At 68.1% G+C, this 20212-nt stretch carries 18 protein-coding genes; 10 read left to right on the forward strand and 8 right to left on the reverse strand.

The genetic code is table 11. From position 1 onward, the window contains the following. The first annotated feature begins 10 nt into the window (after positions 1–10). The 3 genes from KBY88_RS09340 (at position 11) to KBY88_RS09350 (ending at position 4416) form a co-directional block, all read left to right on the forward strand. Complete coding sequence (locus tag KBY88_RS09340; protein WP_254939654.1) at positions 11–505, forward strand: YqhA family protein; 495 nt, start codon at positions 11–13, stop codon at positions 503–505. Beyond that, positions 492–1214: a response regulator transcription factor gene (locus KBY88_RS09345; RefSeq protein WP_254939655.1), complete on the forward strand. Its 723-nt coding sequence runs from the start codon at positions 492–494 to the stop codon at positions 1212–1214. The genes KBY88_RS09340 and KBY88_RS09345 overlap by 14 nt, the downstream gene beginning before the upstream one ends. 82 nt (positions 1215–1296) lie before the next feature. Then, positions 1297–4416, forward strand: a complete 3120-nt coding sequence (locus KBY88_RS09350; RefSeq protein WP_254939656.1) for a glycoside hydrolase family 9 protein — start codon at positions 1297–1299, stop codon at positions 4414–4416. A gap of 46 nt (positions 4417–4462) precedes the next feature. On the opposite strand, the gene KBY88_RS09355 is transcribed toward KBY88_RS09350, so the two are convergent. The 3 genes from KBY88_RS09355 to KBY88_RS09365 are packed head-to-tail and all read right to left on the reverse strand — an operon-like array spanning position 4463 to position 6722. Then, entirely contained in the window at positions 4463–5410 is a 948-nt protein-coding gene (locus KBY88_RS09355; protein ID WP_254939657.1) for an RluA family pseudouridine synthase, read from the reverse strand. Next, positions 5407–6339, reverse strand: a complete 933-nt coding sequence (gene ylqF, locus KBY88_RS09360; protein ID WP_254939658.1) for a ribosome biogenesis GTPase YlqF — start codon at positions 6337–6339, stop codon at positions 5407–5409. Before ylqF ends, KBY88_RS09355 begins: the two co-directional genes overlap by 4 nt. Next, entirely contained in the window at positions 6339–6722 is a 384-nt protein-coding gene (locus tag KBY88_RS09365; RefSeq protein ID WP_254939659.1) for a universal stress protein, read from the reverse strand. The genes ylqF and KBY88_RS09365 overlap by 1 nt, the downstream gene beginning before the upstream one ends. A 110-nt stretch (positions 6723–6832) precedes the next feature. Here KBY88_RS09365 and KBY88_RS09370 point away from each other — a divergent pair, with 110 nt between their 5' ends. Next, complete coding sequence (locus KBY88_RS09370) at positions 6833–8038, forward strand: phosphoglycerate kinase (RefSeq protein ID WP_254939660.1); 1206 nt, start codon at positions 6833–6835, stop codon at positions 8036–8038. Positions 8039–8050: 12 nt separating this feature from the next. Here KBY88_RS09370 and KBY88_RS09375 read toward each other — a convergent pair whose 3' ends face one another. After that, positions 8051–8494: a hypothetical protein gene (locus KBY88_RS09375; protein ID WP_254939661.1), complete on the reverse strand. Its 444-nt coding sequence runs from the start codon at positions 8492–8494 to the stop codon at positions 8051–8053. Positions 8495–8609: 115 nt separating this feature from the next. Beyond that, positions 8610–9065, reverse strand: coding sequence for a hypothetical protein (locus KBY88_RS09380; protein WP_254939662.1), 456 nt, complete (start codon positions 9063–9065; stop codon positions 8610–8612). A 72-nt stretch (positions 9066–9137) separates the two neighbouring features. Between KBY88_RS09380 and KBY88_RS09385 the strand changes: the two genes are divergently transcribed. Next, a complete protein-coding gene (locus KBY88_RS09385; RefSeq protein ID WP_254939663.1) occupies positions 9138–10094 on the forward strand; it encodes an NAD(P)-dependent oxidoreductase in 957 nt (318 codons plus the stop codon). Here the strand turns inward: KBY88_RS09385 and KBY88_RS09390 are convergent. Further along, positions 10084–10863 carry a DUF8623 domain-containing protein gene (locus KBY88_RS09390; protein ID WP_254939664.1) on the reverse strand — a complete coding sequence of 260 codons (780 nt, stop codon included), beginning with the start codon at positions 10861–10863 and terminating at the stop codon, positions 10084–10086. The two genes, KBY88_RS09385 and KBY88_RS09390, sit on opposite strands and share 11 nt — an antisense overlap. Before the next feature lie 69 nt (positions 10864–10932). On the opposite strand from KBY88_RS09390, the gene KBY88_RS09395 reads away from it, so the two are divergent. After that, entirely contained in the window at positions 10933–12015 is a 1083-nt protein-coding gene (locus KBY88_RS09395) for a UDP-N-acetylglucosamine--N-acetylmuramyl-(pentapeptide) pyrophosphoryl-undecaprenol N-acetylglucosamine transferase (protein WP_254939665.1), read from the forward strand. On the opposite strand, the gene KBY88_RS09400 is transcribed toward KBY88_RS09395, so the two are convergent. Beyond that, a complete protein-coding gene (locus KBY88_RS09400; protein ID WP_254939666.1) occupies positions 11999–13093 on the reverse strand; it encodes a pyridoxal phosphate-dependent aminotransferase in 1095 nt (364 codons plus the stop codon). The genes KBY88_RS09395 and KBY88_RS09400 overlap by 17 nt on opposite strands. A 47-nt stretch (positions 13094–13140) precedes the next feature. Between KBY88_RS09400 and KBY88_RS09405 the strand changes: the two genes are divergently transcribed. From KBY88_RS09405 to KBY88_RS09420, 4 genes are read left to right on the forward strand one after another with little or no spacing between them, the layout of a single operon-like run. Further along, complete coding sequence (locus KBY88_RS09405) at positions 13141–14067, forward strand: AAA family ATPase (RefSeq protein WP_254939667.1); 927 nt, start codon at positions 13141–13143, stop codon at positions 14065–14067. A 15-nt stretch (positions 14068–14082) separates the two neighbouring features. Continuing rightward, positions 14083–15021 carry a DUF58 domain-containing protein gene (locus KBY88_RS09410; protein ID WP_254939668.1) on the forward strand — a complete coding sequence of 313 codons (939 nt, stop codon included), beginning with the start codon at positions 14083–14085 and terminating at the stop codon, positions 15019–15021. 58 nt (positions 15022–15079) lie between these two features. Further along, positions 15080–16981 carry a transglutaminase TgpA family protein gene (locus KBY88_RS09415; protein WP_254939669.1) on the forward strand — a complete coding sequence of 634 codons (1902 nt, stop codon included), beginning with the start codon at positions 15080–15082 and terminating at the stop codon, positions 16979–16981. Continuing rightward, positions 16978–17769: a pentapeptide repeat-containing protein gene (locus KBY88_RS09420; RefSeq protein WP_254939670.1), complete on the forward strand. Its 792-nt coding sequence runs from the start codon at positions 16978–16980 to the stop codon at positions 17767–17769. The genes KBY88_RS09415 and KBY88_RS09420 overlap by 4 nt, the downstream gene beginning before the upstream one ends. A gap of 48 nt (positions 17770–17817) precedes the next feature. On the opposite strand, the gene KBY88_RS09425 is transcribed toward KBY88_RS09420, so the two are convergent. After that, a complete protein-coding gene (locus KBY88_RS09425) occupies positions 17818–20109 on the reverse strand; it encodes a type II secretion system protein GspD (RefSeq protein WP_254939671.1) in 2292 nt (763 codons plus the stop codon). Between the last annotated feature and the right edge of the window lie 103 nt (positions 20110–20212).

Here is a 20212-nt window from a genome sequence, read left to right on the forward strand (position 1 = left end):
TGAGCCTCTGATGATCAACCGTTTGCTGCTGCAGGCGCGCTACTTGATCGTGATCGCCGTGCTGGGCCTTCTGGCCGCCAGCATCGCCTTCTATTTGATGGGCGCCCACCTGGTGGTGGACCAGTTGGATGAGGCCTTCTGGGGTGAGTTCAAGAACATCACCGGCTTCGAACTGCAGATCCTCCAGGCGATCGACATGTTCCTGGTGGGCACCGGCTGCCTGGCCCTGGGGATCGGCATGTTCTCCCTGTTCGTGAAGGAATTGCCCCTGCCCGAACCCGTGCGTGTGCGCAGCTTCCACGAGGTCAAAAGCATGTTTGCCAACTTTCTGATCCTCTCGCTGGCCGTGTCGTTTCTGGAGAACCTCGGCCACCTGGAGGAAACGGTGAAGACAAACCACTCCAACGGCAGCGAAATCCTCTATGCCGGAGCGGGCGTGGCCCTGGTCACCGGAGCCCTGCTGGCGTTCAAATACTTCGGGGCCGAGCGCCATGGGACGCACTAGCTTCGTGGTCCCTTCTGAAGGCCACGGTTCCGGCGACCTGCTCCGGGCACGGGGCGATTTGATCAAGGTGCTGCTGCGGCCCCATGACGTGTTGGTGTGCATGTACCCCAGGCTGCTGGCCCTGTCGCTGGCGGCGGGAGCCAACCCGGAACGCAAGGCCAGCGAGGCCCAACTGTGCATCACCTCCTCCCTGGCGGAAGGGCAGACGATCCTTGAGGGATCGGCCCGCCCCTGGATCCTTCTGACCACGGAGCACCTCGAAGATGGGAACGGCCTGGAGCTCATCCGCCGGGCCAAGCGGGCACCCAGAAACCATCCCTGCCTGCTCATGCTCACCCACAACCATCGCGTGGTGCTGGAGGAGGCCCAGGCCCTGGGCACCGATGCCCTTGTGCTCGAAGACAGCATCGGCCGCAGCGGCGCGATGGCCTACGCCCTGGAGCGGCTGCTGTGCGGGGAACGCTTCCTGGATCCAGCTCTGGAGACCCCCGAGCCCCCAGGCGGCAACCCGGTACGCCCACTCAGCGGCCGGGAAGTGGAAGTGCTCCAGTTGGTGGCCGAGGGCCTCGGCAACAGGGACATCGCCACCGCCCTGCAGATCGCCCCCAGCACAGCCCGCGACCACGTGGGCAACATCCTCAGCAACCTGGGGGTCAAGAGCCGCGCGGCGGCAGCGGTCGAGGGGCTGAGGCGTGGGTACCTGCGTTGAGGAGCTGCTGCCAAATCCTGCAGATGACGGATTGAGTCCAGCGTTGAAAATCATTTAGCTGAGATCAAGCACTAGCGCACCCATGGCCCGTCCAGCCACGACCACAGCCAGCACCATTGCCACATCCTCAAGAACCCGCGCCACCCGTGGACTGACGGTGGCCGTGGGGGGCGAGCTGTGGTCCGGCGGTCTGGCGGGCCAACTCACGGTCACGAACGCCACGGCAGCCAGGCTCAGGGACTGGAGCGTCAATTGCGACAGCCCCCACACCATCACCGGCGCTCCATGGGGGGCCAGCCTGAAGCGGCTGGACCCTGGCAGCGGGCTCTGGCACTACACCCTCACTGGAGCGGGCCGGGGGGCCAAGGTCAACCCGGGAGCCTCGATCACCGTTGGGTTCAACGCCATCCAGGGGGCGGCGATCGGCACCAGCGGCGCCCTGGATGCGGGCCTGCTCCTGGCCGCAGGCGACTCCAGGCCACCCATCCAAGCCCCTGGGCCAGTGCTCCCGTCACCCCCCGCGTCGCTGCGGACCACCTCGGCACCAGCTCGCACTGCGGCTCCGATCGTCGCCCCCCTGACCCAGGGGGGCCGGGCCTTCAGGGTCGATCCCACCAAGGCGGACATCGAAGGCTTCGATCCCCGGCGCGATCGACTCGATTTCGGCGACGTTTCGGTCCACAACCTGATCGTGGGCCAGACCGCCGAAGGTGAAGCGGCACTGATCAACCCCTGGGCCTGGACGCCTGAGGTCCAGGTGATCAAGGGCATCGGGCTCGATCGGCTGAGCCCGGCCAACTTCGGCACCGTGGCCAATGAGCACCTTCGCCAGGACATCGGTGGAGCGATCTCCTGGGAACAGGGCATGGGGGAACGAAAGCCCGGCACGGTGTATGTGCGCTCCCATGAATATGGGGTGAAAGAGCGGGTCGAAGGCTTTGATCCCTCCACCATGAAGCTCAGCTTTCTCTACTTCGGCACCCGGGAGCGCCTGAGCGTGACCGATACACCCGAGGGGCTGCTGATCGCGGTGGAACCCACGGGCCAGAGCCTGCTGCTGGCGGGGATCCGCCGCAGCCAGCTCATTCCGGCCCATCTCGAATTCCACAACGACCAGGTGGTGGAAGACCGACTCGAAGACGCCTTCGGCGTGAGCGACCGGCAGGTGAGCCTCGTCAGCCGCGCCGGGCTTCTGACACCGCAGGGACCAGCCGGACAGATCACCGATGGACTCCAGGTTCGAAGGGGGACCGGCCTGACACCCCTGGGGGGAGGTGCCTTCAACGGCAGCGCCGGCGGCCACGGACCGAACCCCGGTCATGGTCACGGTGACAACCATGACCATGACGGCGGCGACGAGCCAACGCCATCACCCCCAGCCGCCAACGGCGACGTCAGCGTCCAGGTGGGGGGCAACCGCTGGTGGAACGGATTCACCGCCGAGCTCACGATCACCAACACCAGCGGCGCCGACCTCAGGACCTGGAGCACCAGCTTTGTCACGCGCCACACCCTCACCGGCGACCCCTGGGGGGCACGCGTCAGCCGCACCGACCTGGGCGGCGGCCTCAGCCGTTACACCCTCACCGGCAGCGGCTGGGCCACGGGCCTCAAGGCCGGGGCCTCACTGACCGTCGGCTTCAACGGCTCCCAGGGGGTGGCCATCGGCAACAGCGGCGCCCTCGAGGCCCGCCAGTTGTTCATCACCTCCGCTGCAACGCCGACACCCACGCCAACTCCAACGCCAACGCCGGTCCCCACTCCAACCCCCAACCCGACGCCCACGCCCAACCCTCAGCCCTCGGAAGGCGACTACGGCAAGGCCCTCGGGCTCTCCTTCCTCTTCTACGAAGCCAACCGCTCCGGCAACCTCAACGAGGCCACCAATCGGGTCCCCTGGCGGGGGGATTCCGGCCTGCGTGACGGCTTCGACGGCATCTACTTCGGTGACCGCAAGCCGGAGAATCTACAGCTGGGCCTGAGGCGCGATCTCACCGGTGGCTATCACGACGCCGGAGACCACGGAAAGTTCGGCCTGCCCCTGGCCTCCACCCTTTCCACCCTGGCCTGGGGCGGCCTCACCTTCAAAGAGAGCTACGCGGCCAGCGGGCAGCTCGACGAACTGCTCTCCACTGTGAAGTGGGGCACCGACTACCTGCTCAAGGCCCACGGCCGCAACACGAAGGGCACCACCCTCTACCTGGTGGCCCAGGTGGGAAACGTCTCCGCCGACCATGCCCTCTGGGGCGCCCCCGAAACCCAGACCATCCCCCGCCCGGCCCTGGCGGTCACCCCCTCCAAACCGGGCTCCGACGTGGCCGGTGCCACCGCCGCGGCCCTGGCTTCCGCCTCGATCCTGTTCCGCGAGAACGGACAGGTGGCCTACGCCAACCAGCTGCTCGACAACGCCAAAGCCCTCTATACCTTCGCCGATCGCTACCGCGGCCGCTATTCCGACGCGATCACCGAGGTGCGCGATTACTACAATTCCTGGAGCGGCTACCAGGACGAACTGGCCTACGGGGCGGCCTGGCTGGCCCGGGCCGTGGAGGCCGCTGGTGGCAATGGCAGCACTTACCGCAACAAAGCTCTTCAGCTCTACAACACAACCATCGGCGGCCTCGCCAAGGGCTGGACCCACAACTGGGATGACGCCTCCTACGCGACCGCCGTGCTCCTGGCCGCCGACACGGGCAACGCCAAGGTGAGCAACGATGTGGAGGGCTGGCTGAACAGCTGGGTGACGGGCACCAACGGAGTCACCCGCACGGACGGCGGCCTGCGGTACATCAGTCCGTGGGGGTCCCTGCGCTACGCCGCCAACACCGCGTTCCTGGCGGCCACCTACGCCGACGAAGTCACCAACCCCAAGGGGGCCTACAGCCAGCTGGCCATCGACACCGTCGACTACATCCTGGGGGACAACCCCAACCGGTTCAGCTATCTGGTCGGCTACGGCGACAACTACCCGAAGCAGCCCCATCACCGCGCCGCCTCGGGGGTGGGCTGGGACGGTTTCCGTAACGGCCAACCCAACGCCCACATTCTGAATGGGGCGCTGGTGGGCGGTCCCAGCTCGGCCAGCGATTTCAGCTATGTGGATCGTCGCGACAACTACATCACCAACGAGGTCGCCATCGACTACAACGCCGGTTTCACAGGCGCCCTGGCCTTCGCCGCCCAGGCCGCCAGCTTGATCTGAGCTGTCGGAGGGGGTCGTTGAGGCGCCCTCTGGCGGTTGACCAGACTCAGGTTCCCCGTCGCAGCTTCGCCAGCAGGCGCTCGAACACCGGCGGCAACGGCGCCTCGAACAACAGGCGCTCCCGGCTGATCGGATGGTCGAGCCCCAGTTGAACGGCATGAAGGGCCTGGCCTGGCAACTCGATCGGCAGCTTGCGGCAGCGGCCGTAGGTGGCATCCCCGACGATCGGATGGCCGATGTGGGCGCAGTGGACGCGGATCTGGTGGGTGCGGCCGGTGTCGAGCTTGAAGCGCAGCAGCGAGTAGTCGCCCAGGCGCTCCAGCAGCCGCCAATGGGTGCACGCATGGCGCCCGGAGGCGTCGGCCACCACGGCGTACTTCTTGCGATCGACCGGGTGGCGCCCGATCGCCCCCACCACCGTGCCGCCCTCGGCCCCCGGGGAACCGTGCACCACCCCCAGGTACTCCCGGGAAGCCACGCGGCTCTGGATCTGGCCCTGCAGCTTCACCAGCGCCTCCTGGCTCTTGGCCACCACGATGCAGCCGGTGGTGTCCTTGTCGAGGCGGTGCACGATCCCCGGGCGCAGCTCGCCGCCGATGCCCGGCAGATCAGGGCAGTGGTGCAGCAGGGCGTTCACCAGGGTGCCGTCCCTGTTGCCCGGAGCCGGGTGCACCGTGAGACCGGCGGGCTTGTTGAGCACGATCAGGTGCTCGTCCTCAAAGAGCACATCCAGGGGGATGTCCTGGGGCATCAGGTAAGGCAGGGGCTCCGGGGGCGGCATCCAGAGCTGCACCGCATCGCCCTGGCGCAGGGGGGTCTTGGCGCGGCCGGTGACGCCGTTGACCCGCACATAGCCGGCGTCGATGAACTTCTGGATCCGGGCGCGGCTCTGCTCGGGCCGCTGGCTCACCAGCCAGCGGTCGAGCCTCATCGGCAGCGGCCTGGGGTACGCCAGCGTCAGCAGCTCCCCCTCCCCTTCCCCGAAGCCACTCACGCCGGACCCAACGCCGGGGCGGCGAGCTCCCCAAGGGGTTCCGGCGGCCACTCCAGGGCAATCGACCCGAGCACACCGCGGCGGAAATCATCGAGCAGGCGCTGGGCCTGGCGGGCGGTGTCGCCGCTGGTGTGGCGCGCCGCGGCCGCCTCCAGCCACTCGGCCCCATCGGCGCCGGGAGGAGGGGCCGCGACCCCGTAGCGCGTCTCGAGCAATCCGGCGGCGACGCCGTGGGCAGGCTCGGCCTCCAGCCGCTCCAGCAGGCGCAGGAAGGCCCTGGCCACGGCCTCGCCGTCGTAGGCCGCCTGGCCGATGTCGTCACAGAGGGCCAGCAGCAGGGCGGCCCGCTGGTCATCCAGCCGGGGAGGCAGCACGCCCGGGGCATCGAGCAGGTCGAGGGCCTGCCCCAGCCGCACCCAGCGCAGGCTGCGGGTCACCCCCGCCCGGCGGGCGCTGTCCACGACCTTCTGGCGCACCAGCCGGTTGATCAGCGCCGACTTGCCCACGTTGGGAAAACCCAGCATCAGGGCGCGCACGGGCCGCGGGCGCATGCCCCGCAGTCGGCGGCGGGCATTGAGCTGCTCACCGGCGCGGATCGCCGCGTCCTGGAGCTGTTTCACCCCCGTTCCCACCTTGGCGTCGCACCACCAGGGGGTCTCGCCTCTGGCGCGGAACCAGCGGTCCCAGGCCAACCGGGCCGCCTCGCCCACCATGTCGCGGCGGTTGATCACCAGGAGCCGCTGCTTGGCATCCGTCCAGCGCTTGAGACGGGGGTGGCCGGTGGAGAGGGGAATGCGGGCGTCGCGCACCTCAATCACCAGGTCGACCTTGGCCAGCTGCGCCTTGAGCTGACGCTCGGCCCGGGCGATGTGGCCGGGGTACCACTGGATCGCCGGGGCGCGCGATCCCGGTTCTGGGGCCGCCTCCATCAGGGCACCACCAGCACCGGACAGGGGGCGAGCTGGATCACCCGAGCGGCGGTGCTGGGCACGTCGGCCTCCACGGTCAACCCCCGGGTGCCCATCACGATCAAATCGGCGTTGATTTCGTCGGCCACATCACAGATCACGAAGGCCGGCTTGCCCTCCCGTTCAATCACCTGGGTGGGCACCCCCGCCTCCACGAAGCTGCTGCGGGCCTGCTCCAGCAACTGGGCCACGGCGGCGGGGTCGTGCATCGCCCCGGGTTCCTCCTCCACCACCGAGAGCACCACCAGGTGGCTGTCGTGCCGCTGGGCCAGCTTCAGGGCCGTGGCGACCGCATCGAGTGCCTGGCGGCTCTGGTCAATGGGAAAGAGCACGGTTTCGAACATCGCCTGGCCCCGGGTTCGCTTGTCCTAGCGCTGTCCTAGCGCCCGGGGCCCCGGGCGGAAGGGGGCTCCGGGTTAATCTCGCCCATCCCTTATCCCACAGCCCTCCCCCCATGGCGAAGCGCTCCCTGGCCAGCCTCTCCGCCGACGACCTGCGCGGCAAGCGTGTTCTGGTCCGGGTCGACTTCAACGTACCGCTCGATGACCAAGGGACGATCACCGACGACACGCGCATCCGCGCCGCCCTTCCCACGATCAACGACCTCACCGGCAAGGGAGCCCGGGTGATCCTGGCGGCCCACTTCGGCCGTCCCAAGGGCGAGGTGAACGAAGCGATGCGTCTCACCCCGGTGGCGGCACGCCTCGCTGAGCTGCTCGCCAAGCCCGTGGTGAAAACAGACAGCTGCATCGGCCCCGATGCCGAGACCAAGGTGGCTGCCATGGCTGACGGCGACGTGGTGCTGCTGGAAAACGTCCGCTTCTTCGCCGAGGAAGAGAAGAACGAGCCTGGCTTCGCCGCCCAGCTCGCCGCTCTGGCCGACGTTTATGTGAACGACGCCTTCGGCGCCGCCCACCGCGCCCACGCCTCCACCGAAGGCGTGACAAAGCTCCTCAGCCCCAGCGTGGCCGGCCACCTGATGGAGAAGGAGCTGCAATACCTGCAGGGCGCCATTGACGAGCCCAAGCGGCCGCTCGCGGCGATTGTGGGCGGCTCCAAGGTGAGCAGCAAGATTGGCGTGCTCGAAGCCCTCATCGACAAGTGCGACAAGGTGCTGATCGGCGGCGGCATGATCTTCACCTTCTACAAGGCGCGTGGCCTGGCAGTGGGCAAGAGCCTGGTGGAGGAAGACAAGCTTGAGCTCGCCAAGGAGCTGGAAGCCAAGGCGGCCGCCAAGGGCGTGCAGTTGCTGCTGCCCACCGATGTGGTGCTGGCCGACGCCTTCGCCCCGGACGCCAACAGCCAGACCGTGTCGATCGAGGCCATTCCTGAGGGCTGGATGGGCCTGGACATCGGTCCCGACTCGCTCCAAGCCTTCCAGGAAGCCCTGGCTGACTGCAAGACCGTGATCTGGAACGGCCCCATGGGCGTGTTCGAGTTCGACAAATTCGCCGCCGGCACCAACGGAATCGCCCATACCCTGGCCGGCCTGGGCGGCAAAGGTTGCTGCACGATCATCGGCGGCGGTGATTCGGTGGCGGCCGTCGAGAAGGTGGGCGTGGCCGAGAAAATGTCCCACATCTCCACCGGTGGCGGCGCCAGCCTGGAACTCCTGGAGGGCAAGGTGCTGCCCGGCGTGGCGGCCCTCGACGAGGCCTGAGCCGGAGCTCGCCTAGACGCCCTGCTGACCGGTGCCCAGGCCCTGCCTTGGAGACCTGCCCCGTTCGGGCCGGGGGGGCAGGCCGTACTGGGCGCGCACCTGGGCTGCCTCGGCCCGGAGCTGGCCCCGGAGCTGCTGACGGGCCTGGTTCTCCTTCTGCTCGCAGTCTTTGAAGACCTCCATGGTCTGAGCGGCACTGATGCAGCGATCCGCTTGCTGCAGGATGGCAATGCGCCCGGCATGGCTCTTCTGCTCAAGCGCCCTTCGCTTCAAAAACAACTCCTGCCGTTGGGCAGGGCTCAGACTGAGCCGGCCCTGCCCGACGGCAGGGCCGGTCTGGGCCAGGGAGACCCCGCCATGGATCGGCAGGGCCAGTGACAGAGCAACGAACGCTGGCTGCACCAACCAACGCCGCAGGTCGAGGGGCTGCCGGCTGAAAGGAGTACGGGGTGCCATCGGTGGGTCAACAAGGTGGACACCAGACTGTCGGCTGGATGTGACTGCATCCTGACCGGAAGGCGCTCAAGCCATGACCGTATACGCCTCGACCTCCAGGGCCGGCAAGCCCAGGTCACCAGGTGGGCTTGCCGGCGCCCTCAGCCCCGGTGCCAGCCCGCTTCTGGCCCTTCCAACCGCGCGGTTGAGGGACCGGCAGACCCAGGCGCTGATACAGAGCAGCCACCTCGGTGCGGTTGCGCTGCATCAACTCCCGTTGGGCGGTCCGTTCCTGCTGCTGGCAAGAGCGCAGGCCATCAAGATCCTTGGCGCCCGAGAGACAGCGCTCACTCTGCTGAAGAAAGGTCAGGCGGGCTGATGTGGTGCGCAGGGCCATCGACTTACGGCCACTGAACAACTCCTGGCTCTGGGCGGGGGTCAGGTTGAGTCTCTCGGTGCGGGGGCCCGCTGCCCCCTGGGGCGTCGGGGCGATCTGGGCCTGGGCGTCCCCCGTTTGCAGGGCCAGGGCGAGGGCGGCGGCCACCGGCGGCAGCAGCCAGCGTTGAACGGACAGGGAAGACAGAGAGCGCATGGCGTTGACCTGAGAAACGAGCCCATCCTGTAGGACCCATCCGACTGAATCCCTACCGCGGCTGCGGCGACCATGACCGAATCTTCCCGCCCCCCCGGCACCATGGGCTCCAACCCTCTGAAGGTGGCCTTTCTCGGCCTTGGAGCCCTGGGGGAACCGATGGCCGCCAACCTGCTGACGGCGGGCGTGGCGCTCACGGTCCACAACCGCACCCGGGCGAGGGAGGAACCCCTGGCCGCCAGGGGCGCCCGGCGGGCGGCCACGGCGGCGGCGGCGGCGGCGGACGCCGACCTGCTGGCGATCTGCGTCAGCGATGGCCCCGATGTGGAGGCGGTGCTGTTCGGAGCGGACGGGGCGGCCGAGGCCCTCCGGCCCGGCGCCCTGGTGGTGGATTTCTCCAGCATCGATCCGGCCGTCAGCCAGCAGCTGGCGGCGCGGCTGCGGCTCCAGGGGGTGGCCTACCTCGATGCCCCGGTGACCGGTGGCACCGAAGGGGCCCGCGCCGGCAGCCTCTCAGTGCTCGTGGGCGGTGCCCCGGCCGATCTGGAGCGGGCCCGGCCCGTATTGGAGGTGGTGGGGGGCCGGATCACCCACTTCGGACCGGTGGGAGCGGGCCAGCAGGCCAAGGCCGTGAACCAGGTGCTGCTCGCCGGCAGCTACACGGCGGTGGCCGAAGGCCTCTCCCTGGCCAAGCGCCTGGGGCTGCCGCTTGATCTCCTGGTGGAGGCGCTCAAGGGCGGGGCTGCCGGTTCCTGGGCCCTGGAGCACCGCTCGGGCGCCATGGTGAGCGGCCACTTTCCCCTCGGCTTCAAACTCGAACTGCACCGCAAGGATCTCGGCATCGCCCTCGCCGCCGCCAGCGCCCTGCAGCTGGAACTGCCGATCAGCGCCCAGGTGGCCGCCATCGAGGACGAACTGATCGCAGCGGGCTTCGGCACAGAGGACGTCGCCGCCCTGGCCCGTTGGTACGGCCAGAGCCAGGGGCCAACCGGGAGTGTGCGGACGGCCCCCGGTACGCTCAGATCTTGAGGGCGGCGGCGCTGCTCACCACCCGCACGCGCTTGCTGGCACTGACGATGCCATCGGGATGGACCAGCAGCACCGCCCAGATCTGGCCTCCGGGTTGATCGGGCGCCAGCACCGTTTTGAACAGCCCGCCGCCGCCCAGGGCGGCGAGACGCACCTCGGGGCTTTCCTGGGCCGCCGCCTGCTCGGGCGTGACGGCCGAGAGGCCCCCGGCGGCGACGGCGCCGTTGAGGGGTTCATCGAACACCACGTCCACGTCGTAACGCTGGCCGGTGAGGACCGCATCGGGGATCAGCAGACTCACCTTCAGATCGGCGTCGCCGCTGCGCAGGATCGAGCTCTCCTGGATCACCTCCTGGGCGGAGAGCCTCGCGCCGCTGGTGCTGACAGCGAGCACCTGCTCCGCCAGAAGGCGGTACTTGAAGGGGCCCTCCGTGCGCGAACCTGTGATGCGCAGGGTGAGGCTGGCGCGGCCATCGGCCAGGGGCGGGCCACTGAGCACCTGCCAGCGGGCATCGGGGAAGCGCTCCTTGAAGCTGCGGCGGCGGCCCTCGATCAAGGCCGGCACCAGGCCGGGACCGGGCACCAGCACGGCGGCGAGGGCCCCAGGGGCCCCGCTGTTGAGCGCCGTCTCCAGGCTCTGTAGGGCAGGAGTCAGCAGCGACGCAGCGGAAGCGGAAGGGGTGGCCGCCTGAGCAGACCCCGTCGCCGTCGGCAGGACCAGGGCCGCAGCAGCCAGCAACGCGGGCAGCCAGGGGCGAAGCAGCGACATCGGGCACACCGGAGGTGGCCTTTAAGTTAGGCGCGCTCACCCGCGCCAGCGGCGCCTCAGCTGACATCCATGACCCGGCTTCTGATCGCCGCCAGCGGGACGGGGGGCCATCTCTTCCCCGCCCTGGCCGTCGCCGATGCCCTGCCCTCCGACTGGTCGGTGTGCTGGCTGGGGGTGCCCGACCGGCTCGAACGCGAACTGGTGCCCAGCCGCTACCCACTGCACACCGTGCGGGCGGGCGGCCTCCAGGGCCGGGGCCTGCGCAAGCTCTGCCAACTGCTCCGGCTGCTGCTGGCCAGCCGCGACGTCCGCCGGCTGATCCGGCGGGAGCGGATTCAGCTGGTGTTCAGCACCGGTGGCTACATCGCCGCCCCAGTGATCCTGGCCGCCAGAAGCTGCGGCGTGCCGGTGGTGTTGCACGAATCCAACGGTGTCCCCGGGCGCGTCACCCGTCTGCTGGGTCGGCTGTGCACGCGGGTGGCCGTGGGGCTCCCGGAGGCCCAGCGGCGGCTGCCGAACTGCCACCCCCTGCTCACGGGCACCCCCGTGCGCCGAGCGTTCCTGGAGCCCGCCGCCCTGCCCGGCTGGGTGCCCCGCGGGGAGGGCCCGCTGCTGTTGGTGATGGGGGGCAGCCAGGGGGCCGTGGGGCTCAACCGGATGCTGCGCCCCCGGCTCCCCGCCCTGCTGGCCGCCGGTGTGCGGGTGGTGCACCTGAGCGGCAGCAGCGATCCGGAGGCGGGCCGCCTCCAGCACCCCCTCTACCTGGAGCTCCCTTTCAGCGAGGAGATGCCGGGCCTGCTGCAGCACGCCGATCTGGTGCTCAGTCGAGCAGGGGCCGGCAGCCTGGCGGAACTGGCCGTGAGCGGGGCACCCGCGATCCTGGTGCCCTTTCCCCAGGCCGCCGACCGCCACCAGGATGCCAATGCAGCAGCAGCGGCGGCCCTGGGGGCGGCGGTGATCGTTTGGCAGCACTCGCCCGACGAAACAGCCCTGGGCGAGGCGATCTGGCACCTGCTGGGGCCCCGTCTGCGAGGTACCGATGGCGCCGCTGATCCCCTGCTCACGCTGCGCCATGGCATGGGACGCCTGGCGGTGCGCGACGCCGACAGGCAGCTGGTGGCCCTGCTCGAAGCGCTCAGGCCAGGGCCCTGAGCTCCCAGGCCAGGGCCCTGAGGATCCGTTGGTTGCCAGGGCGGTCCTGAAGCCCGATCCGCAGCCATTCGGGCCCCAGGCCCGTGAAGGAGCGGCCATCGCGCAACAGCACCCGGTGCTGGTCCTCCAGGCGCTCGCGCAGGGGCACCAACGAGCGCTCGCCACGCACCAGCAGGAAATTCGCCGCCGAGGGCAGGGGGTGCAGACCCGGCAAGGCCGCCAGGCGCTGGTGCAACCAGGGGCCCTCGGAGCCCACCCAGCGGCGCACCCGCCGGGGCCAGTGCCCATCGGTGAGCAGGGCCTCACCGGCGGCGGCGGCCAGGGCGTTCACGGGCCAGGGATCGCGCCAGCCGCTCCAGCGCCGCAGGCGCTCGGGCGCGGCGACGGCATAGCCCAAGCGCAGGCCAGCCATGGCAAACAGTTTGGTGAGGCTGCGGATCACCACCAGGTTGGGGTACTCGGCCACCAGAGGGATCAGGGATTCGGCCTCCCCCCCCGGCACCAAAGGCAAAAAGGCCTCATCGACGATCACCAGCGCCAGGCGATCCAGAAGAGGCTCAAGGCTGGCGCGCGACCACAGCTGGCCCGTGGGGTTGTGGGGGTTGGTGATCCAAAGCACCTGGGCGGGCACCTGCGCAAGGCCGGGATCCGGAAACGGCAGGGGCCAGACGGCAGGCCAATCGAGGGTCAGGGGCAGGTGCCGCCAGGCACCCCCCCAGCAGCCCAGGGCACGTTCGTAGTCGGCGAAGCCCGGGGCGGGCAGCAGGCTGACGCCGGCGGCCGCGGCCTCCCGTGCCACCCAGGTGAACAGCTCAGCGGCGCCATTGCCCGGCAGCACCTGGGCGGGATCCAGCCCGTGCAGGCGGGCCATCGCCTCCCTGAGGGAGGTGTAGGTGCGATCGGGATAGGCGCGAAGCGGGGCGCTGCGCAGGGCCCGGCGCAGGGCGGCGGCGGGGGTGAAGGGCACCAGGGAGGCGCTGGCATCCAGCAGCTGGTCTGGGCGGCAGCCCAGGCGCCGGGCGGTGGCCTCGAGGTTGCCGCCATGGCGCTCGATCGGAGCGGGGCGTGCGCTGGACAAGGGGAAAGGGGCCAATCCCCCTAGCCTGACGCCACCTGCGCCGCCCCATGACCTCCCTGGTCTCTGTCGTCGCCCAGATCAGCCGCGTGCTGCTCGGCAAGGAGCGCCAAGTGCGGCTGGCGGTGAGCGGCCTGGTGGCCGGCGGGCACCTGCTTTTCGAGGACCTGCCCGGGATGGGCAAGACCACCCTCGCTGAGGCCCTGGCGCGCAGCTTTGATCTGGATTTCCGCCGGGTGCACTTCACCAGCGATCTGCTGCCGGCCGATCTCACCGGCATCCGCCTGTTCGATCAGAACCAGGGCGCATTCCGCTTTGAGCCCGGCCCCCTGTTCGCCCAGGTGCTGCTGGCCGATGAGATCAACCGGGCCAGCCCGCGCACCCAGAGCGCCCTTCTTGAGGCGATGGCGGCCGGACGGGTGAGCGTGGATGGCACCAGCCACCCACTGCCCCAGCCCTTCTTCGTGATCGCCACCCAGAACGGCCTCGATCAATCCGGCACCGCGCCGCTGCCGGAATCCCAGCTCGACCGCTTCTTGATGCGCCTGAGCCTGGGTTTCCCCGACCGGGAGGCGGAGCGGGCCCTGCTGGCGGGGGAAGGCCTGGCCTTGGCCGAGCTGCACGCCTTGCTGAGCCCGCAGCAACTCCTGGAGGAACAACAACGCTGTCGCCAGCAGCACGCCTCCGCCGCACTGCTCGATTACGTGCTCGATCTGGTGGCCCAGAGCCGCCAAGCGGGGCCCGGAACCGGGACCCTGGCCGGAAACGGTGCGGCGCTCTCACCCCGGGCCGCCCAGGCGCTGCTGCAGGCGGGCCGGGCCTGGTCGCTGATCGAGGGGCGCGATTTCGTCAAACCCGACGACATTCAGGCAGTGTTCGCGGCGGTGTGCGAGCACCGGCTCGATGGCGGCGCGCCCCAGGGGGCGGAGGACGCCCTCTGCCGTCCGCTGTTGGAGGCGGTGGATGGCCTGCGCTGAGGGGACCGATCGTCCATGACCAAGGCCCGTGAGCGCTTCCCCGACCGCTTGATCCGCCCCAGACAGGGCAATGGACTGGTGCTCGGGCTGCGCAACCTTTACATCCTCCCCACCCGCTTCGGCTGGTTGTGGTTGCTGAGCTGCCTGGTGCTTTACCTGCTGGGCATCAACGGCGGCAGCAATGGCCCCTTGCTGCTGGGGTTTCTGGGCACGGGCCTGCTTCTGATCAGCCTGCACCTCACCCAGTTCAACCTGCAGGGGCTGCGCCTGCGCTGCGGTGAGCCGGCGGGGGGCTTCGCCGGCGAGACCTTGTCCTATCCCCTCTGGCTCAACAGCCGGGTCAACCGCTATGCCCTGCAGCTCCAGTTCCGCTCCAGCGGTGGGTCGATCACTGCCGTGACGCTGACCCCAGGCGAACAGCTGATCAATGTGGCCTGGAGCAGCCCCCAGCGGGGGGAGCTCAGGCCCGGGCGCCTGCGGATCTGGTCCACGGCGCCCCTGGGGCTGTTCCACTGCTGGAGCGTCTGGGAGCCCAGCGTCCCCCAACTGGTCTACCCCCAGCGCCTGGACGGGCCCGTGGCGGTGGTGGCAGAGGGGGAAAAGACCGCGGATCAACCCGCGCGCACGGGCGCGCGCCCTGCCGGCAGTGATGACTGGAGCGACCTGCGGCCCCACCGGCCCGAGGAGGGCCTCGGGCGGCTGGCCTGGAAACAGCTGGCCCGCAGCGGAGGCCGCTACAGCAAGCGCTTCGAGGATCCGGTGCCCCGCCACGGCCTGCTCGCACTCCACCCGGAGGTCCCCAGGGAACGGGGCCTGTGTCACCTGAGCGCTCGCATCGCCCAGTTGGGCCAGGGCCAGGCGTCCTACGGCCTGCGGCTGGGGGACCTGACGATCCCGATGGGCAGCGGCAAGGGCCAGCGGGAGCGTTGCCTGCGGGCCCTGGCCCGGCTCTGATGGCACGTCACCGATGGCAAGGCATGAATGGCCCGTCAGCCATGGGCGAGGTCCTGCCATGAGACCAGCTCACGGCCCCCTCAGCCCCCGGGCGATCCGGCTCCAGCAGATCGGCCTGGGCAGCCTGGTGCTGCAGGTGGTGATGAGCGATCGACTCCACCCCCTGTTCTGGGGGGTGACGGTGCTGGTGGTGCTGGCGGCCCTAAAATTGCGGGAGACGCGCAGACCTTCGGAGCTGCAGCACAGCGCCCTCACGCAGCTGCTCGCCCTGGGGGTGCTGGCGGTCGTCAACCCCGGCCTGGCCACGAGCCTGCTGCAGGGGGCCACAGCCCTTGTGGCGATCGGGGCGATCGTGTGCCAGGAGTTGGGGGCGGTGCCGCCCGCACGACGGGTGCTGGGCCAGACCCTGCGGCTGCTGGGGGCCTCAATCCCGTTGATGCTGCTGCTGTTTCTGCTCCTGCCACGGCTGGGACCCCTCTGGCAATTGCCCCAGAACCAGACCGGCCGCACCGGGCTCTCCGACCAGCTCGACCCAGGCGGCTTGAGCACCCTGGTGCGAGACGCCTCTCCGGCCCTGCGGGTGAGCTTCGGCAATGATCCGCCACCACCCGCAAGGGAGCGCTACTGGCGGGTGCTGGTGCTCGACGGTTTCGATGGCTGGGCCTGGGGTGTGGCCGATCGTCAGCCGAAGGTGTCCTCCCGGCCCAGCCCGACCGCCCCCGCAGCAGCGAAGCCGGAGGCGAGGGAAGGAGTTCAACTGTGGTTGCTGGAGCCCTGGCCCTTGCCCCAGCTGCCGTGGTCAGGCGCAGGCGTGCCTGCATCGCCTGAGTTGCGCACCAACGACCAGGGGGTGCTTCGCAGCCAACGCCTGATCGGTGATCGTCCGATCTACACGATCAGGCGGACCGAGCAGGCCGGTGGCTGGAGGCAGCGGCCCCCCTCCCCCCAGCAGCTGCAGCTCCCCTGGGGCAGCAACCCGCGCCTGGAGGCCCTGGGGCAGTCCTGGGGCCAGCTGGCCAGCCCCCGCGAGCGTGTGAAGGCCGCCGAAAGCTGGTACCGGCAGCGGCCGTTCCGCTACACGCTCGATCCCGGCCGCCTGCCGAGGCTGGCCCCCCTGGATGCCTTCCTGTTTCAGAGCCAGCAGGGCTTCTGTGAGCACTACGCCGCAAGCTTCACCGCCCTGATGCGGGCCGCTGGGGTGCCCGCCCGGGTGGTGGTGGGCTATCAGGGGGGCGAATGGGTGGGGCCAGCCAGCGGCGGAGAGGGCTACCTCGACGTGCGCCAGAGCGACGCCCACTCCTGGAGTGACGTTTGGCTGGGCCCCGAGGGCTGGGTGCGCGTGGATCCCACCGGCTGGGTGGACCCCGCCCGCATCGAACGTGGCCTGGCGGGCAGCCTGGCGGACCGCCCCGGCGAGCTGGCTCTGTTGCGCCTCGGCCCGGCCTGGCTGAGGCAACTGGGCCAACGCTGGGGCAGCCTCGATCTGCTCTGGACCCGCTGGATGCTGGGCTTCGATGGACCAGCCCAGCAGGCCTGGCTGGGCCAGTGGCTGGGGCCCTGGAAGGACTGGCAAGGGGTGCTCCTGCTGGTCACCATGGCTGGAGCGGTTGGCGGGACATTGCTCGTGCTGCACCTGCTCGATCGCTGGCAGCAGCGGCCCGGAGATCGGCTCAGGCGCGAGCTGGAACGCAGCCTGCGGCCCCTGGGCCGGCTCGGCCTCACACCGATGGCGGGCGAGAGTCTGGAGGCCTTCTGCGCGCGGGTGGGGGAGCGGCATCCGAGCCTGACGCCGCCGTTGAAGCAACTCGAGCGTCGCTATAGCGAACGGCGCTTTGCTCCCCCGGGGCAACGACAACGCGCGGCCCGGCGCAAAGGACAGCCGGGCCACGACCTGGCAACGGCGATTCGACGCCTGCAGCCGAGCTGGTTAGAACACTGGCAGCTTCCACGCCAGCGATGAGCAAGGTTCTCCCATTGATCAGCCTGACCCTGGTCGGTGGCCTGGCCGCCGGCCCAGGCCAGGCAGCGGATCAGACCCAACTGATCCGGCTGCTGGAGAGCCGGAGCTGCGTGGGTTGCAAACTGCAGGACGCCGATCTGGTGCAGGCAGATCTGCGCGATGGCGACCTTCGCAAGGCCAAGCTGCAGCGGGCGAATCTGAGTGGAGCCCGCCTCGATGGAGCCAAGCTGGGCGGCGCCGACCTCAGCTACACCAGTCTGGCCGGGGCGAGCCTGCGGGGTGCCGACCTGAGGGGTGCGCTCCTGCAAGGAACGGATCTGCGCTCGTCCGACCTCAGCGACGCGCTGTTCGACCCCGATGCGCTGGCCCGCACCCACTGGGAGAAGGCGGTGGGGGTGTCGAGCGCCTCCCAGAGCTACGCCGCTCTGCACAACGCCGGAGCCGATTCGGCGATCCAAGGCCGGTACCCGGAGGCGGAGCGTTTCTTCGGCGACGCCATCCGCAAGCAGCCCGATGCAGCGCTCTCCTGGGTGGCCAGGGGAATCAGTCGGGTTGAACTGGGCAAAAACGAACTGGCCGCCCAGGACTTCGCCTATGCCGCAACACTCTACGAACAGGCTGGAGACAAAGAACCAGCCGAGCAACTGAAGAAAGCTTCAGCGGAATTGCTCAACGGGAAGAAAGGAGGCAAAGGCGGAAATGGGCTTGGCTCCCAGCTACTGGGGGGCGCAATGGCCGCCTTTCAATTCATCGCTCCCCTCGCCGTTAAAGCGATGGGAGCCATCTGAGAAGGAACCCCCAGAAAGACGCACTTAAGCGAAGCGGCCCATGGACCGTTACGGCGAACTCAATAGCTGACGAGTCTCAGGAGTTGATGGGTTGTAACCATAGCCAAAAGTTCCTCCTTCAGTATCATTTATAATTCGAGGAGTAACAAGGATCACAAGTTCGCGCTTCTTTCGGGATCCGTTCGATGCACGGAAAAATTGTCCAATCAATGGGATATCTCCAAGAATTGGCCACTTGGTCACAGTCTGGGTATCCGAATCAGAAATCACACCGGTAAGGATGAGGGTCTGACCATCCCGCACACGGGAACTGCCTGAATCCAGACGACGGACCGAAAGAATGTCGATCGTCCCACAACCCTGAACGGGCTGCTGCTTCGTCACCGCGGAGACCTGAGGTGAAAGGGAGAAGGTCACAAAGCCATTGTCATCAATTTTAGAAACCCGGGCACCGAAAGTTAAGCCGGCGATACCAAATTGAGGCTGACAGGAGTTACCGTTGCCGTTGGTGCCCACGGTGACGGTGAAGTTCGTGATCACCTGCTCACCCACGGTGATGAAGGATTCGTTAGCCCTCGGTCGACCGATACTGGCAACGCCTACGCTGGAAGATCCACCGGTGCTGGATCCACCGGCAGTGGCCAAGGTGGCAGCCGTCTCAGCACCTCCGCGCAGTTCATCCTGATTTTCACTGAGAATGAGAGTTGGGCTGGCCAATACCTTGGTGGTTTGTGATTGGATGCTCGCCTGGATGAAGTTGTAGAAGTTGTCGCGGGGGAAGTTCACCCCGGGATTGCGGCGAAAGGCATCAAGAATCTGATTTCCGCTGACGGGGGCACCATTCACCGAACCTGTGGTTGTCGTACTGAGCCCAGGGAGGTTGGTGCCAGTGGTCGTGATTGTTCCCGGGGCCGCAGCAGTGCCTGAGGTAACTTCCTGCGTGAGATCGTCAGGAACACCCCGGCGAAAATCGTTCGAAGTGGGAGGCAACTGAGATCCAAAGGCACCCAGCAATTTGCCATTGTCATTGACGATGAAGTTGTTACCGTAGCGGAAGGCAAAACTATTCTGAATCGCCGCATCGTTGTCGAGCGTGACGTCCAGGATCTTCACTGACAAGGCAACTTGTCGCTGGCGTAGATCAAGCTGGCGCAAGTAGTTCTCGGCCACAGACACCAACCCAGAATCGCCGACAAGCGTGATGGTCTGAAGCCGGGAGTCTGTCGTTCCCGTTAGACCCTTGAGGGGCCCAGTACTGGCACCGTACGTTTCTGTCGTGGTGACTTCCTGGGTTTGAGTTTGCTGTGTGGAGGCACCTCCGGCGACTTGATTGGCCTGAGATGTACCCTGGGACACGGTATTTGTAATGACGGAAACCTTGTTAATAGTTGCGCCTAGGCTTGCAAGATAATCGGCAGCTGATCCTGCCGAGGCCTGATTCAAGCGGTAGATCTTGGAAATCTGAGAACCGAATGTCTTGGAGGCCACATTAGGGCCCGCGAAAATCATGCTTCCTTCCAGCTTGCCCTGGAGACCAGAAGCCAGGAGCACAGAGTTGATCGCACGCGCATAACTTTCATTGCGGAACGCAATGGAAACGGACGGCGGGGGCAGAGCCGCCGTTGCCGCTGATGCTCCAGCAAGACCAGATCCACTGGACTGGCCTTCGACATAGACGAATCCATAATTACCCAACTGGGCCAAAGCCATCAGTGCATCTTTGGCTGGGGCATTACGCAAGGTCAACGTGACTCGAGGTCCGCTCACATTCACAAAACTGCGATTCCTCAGAACCATGCTTCCCACCGCCATATCGCCGAGAGGTGGAGCAACGGCCCGCGGCTGGAGCGGCGGAGCGAAGGCCACCTGGGGCACCCGCCCTGGCGTATTGAGGTCGAGCCGTCCGGTGACGGTCGTAGCCAGGGGATTCGCGGAGAACGAGAGGAGCAGATTGCGGCCGTCGGCGCTGATCAGTGGCCGCGCCAGAGGAGCCCCCCCCATCGGTTTCACCTGGATCTGATAGCTGCCACCCGATCCCTGCAGAGTGATCGATTCGATCCCCGCCTCTGGCAAGGCCAGGCGTTGGGATCCAGCCCCCAGCCGCAAGGGCTGGCTGGTGGACAATTGACCAAACCAAAGACCACCGCTGTTGGATTGTTGCAGGACCGGGGCCGGGCCCGTGCCTTCGATCAACACCTCAACTGAATCACTCAGCCGCCGGGCTTTGAGCACCAGGTTTTGCGCCGCTGGTTGAGACTGAACGGTGAGCGGAACCGCCTGGGCCAAGGCAGCGCCACCGGGGGCGCCCAACTGCAGAACGGGCACGGCGGTGGCGGCCACCCAACGAAACCAACGCTGACTAACCACAGCTACCACCACTCTGACAACCTCCAAGACCTGCGGATCGTACCGCTGAACGGATTGATAAACCATCGCGAGAGAA

The sequence above is a fragment of the Cyanobium sp. Morenito 9A2 genome, assembly GCF_024345575.1.
Taxonomy (GTDB): Bacteria; Cyanobacteriota; Cyanobacteriia; order PCC-6307; family Cyanobiaceae; genus ATX-6F1.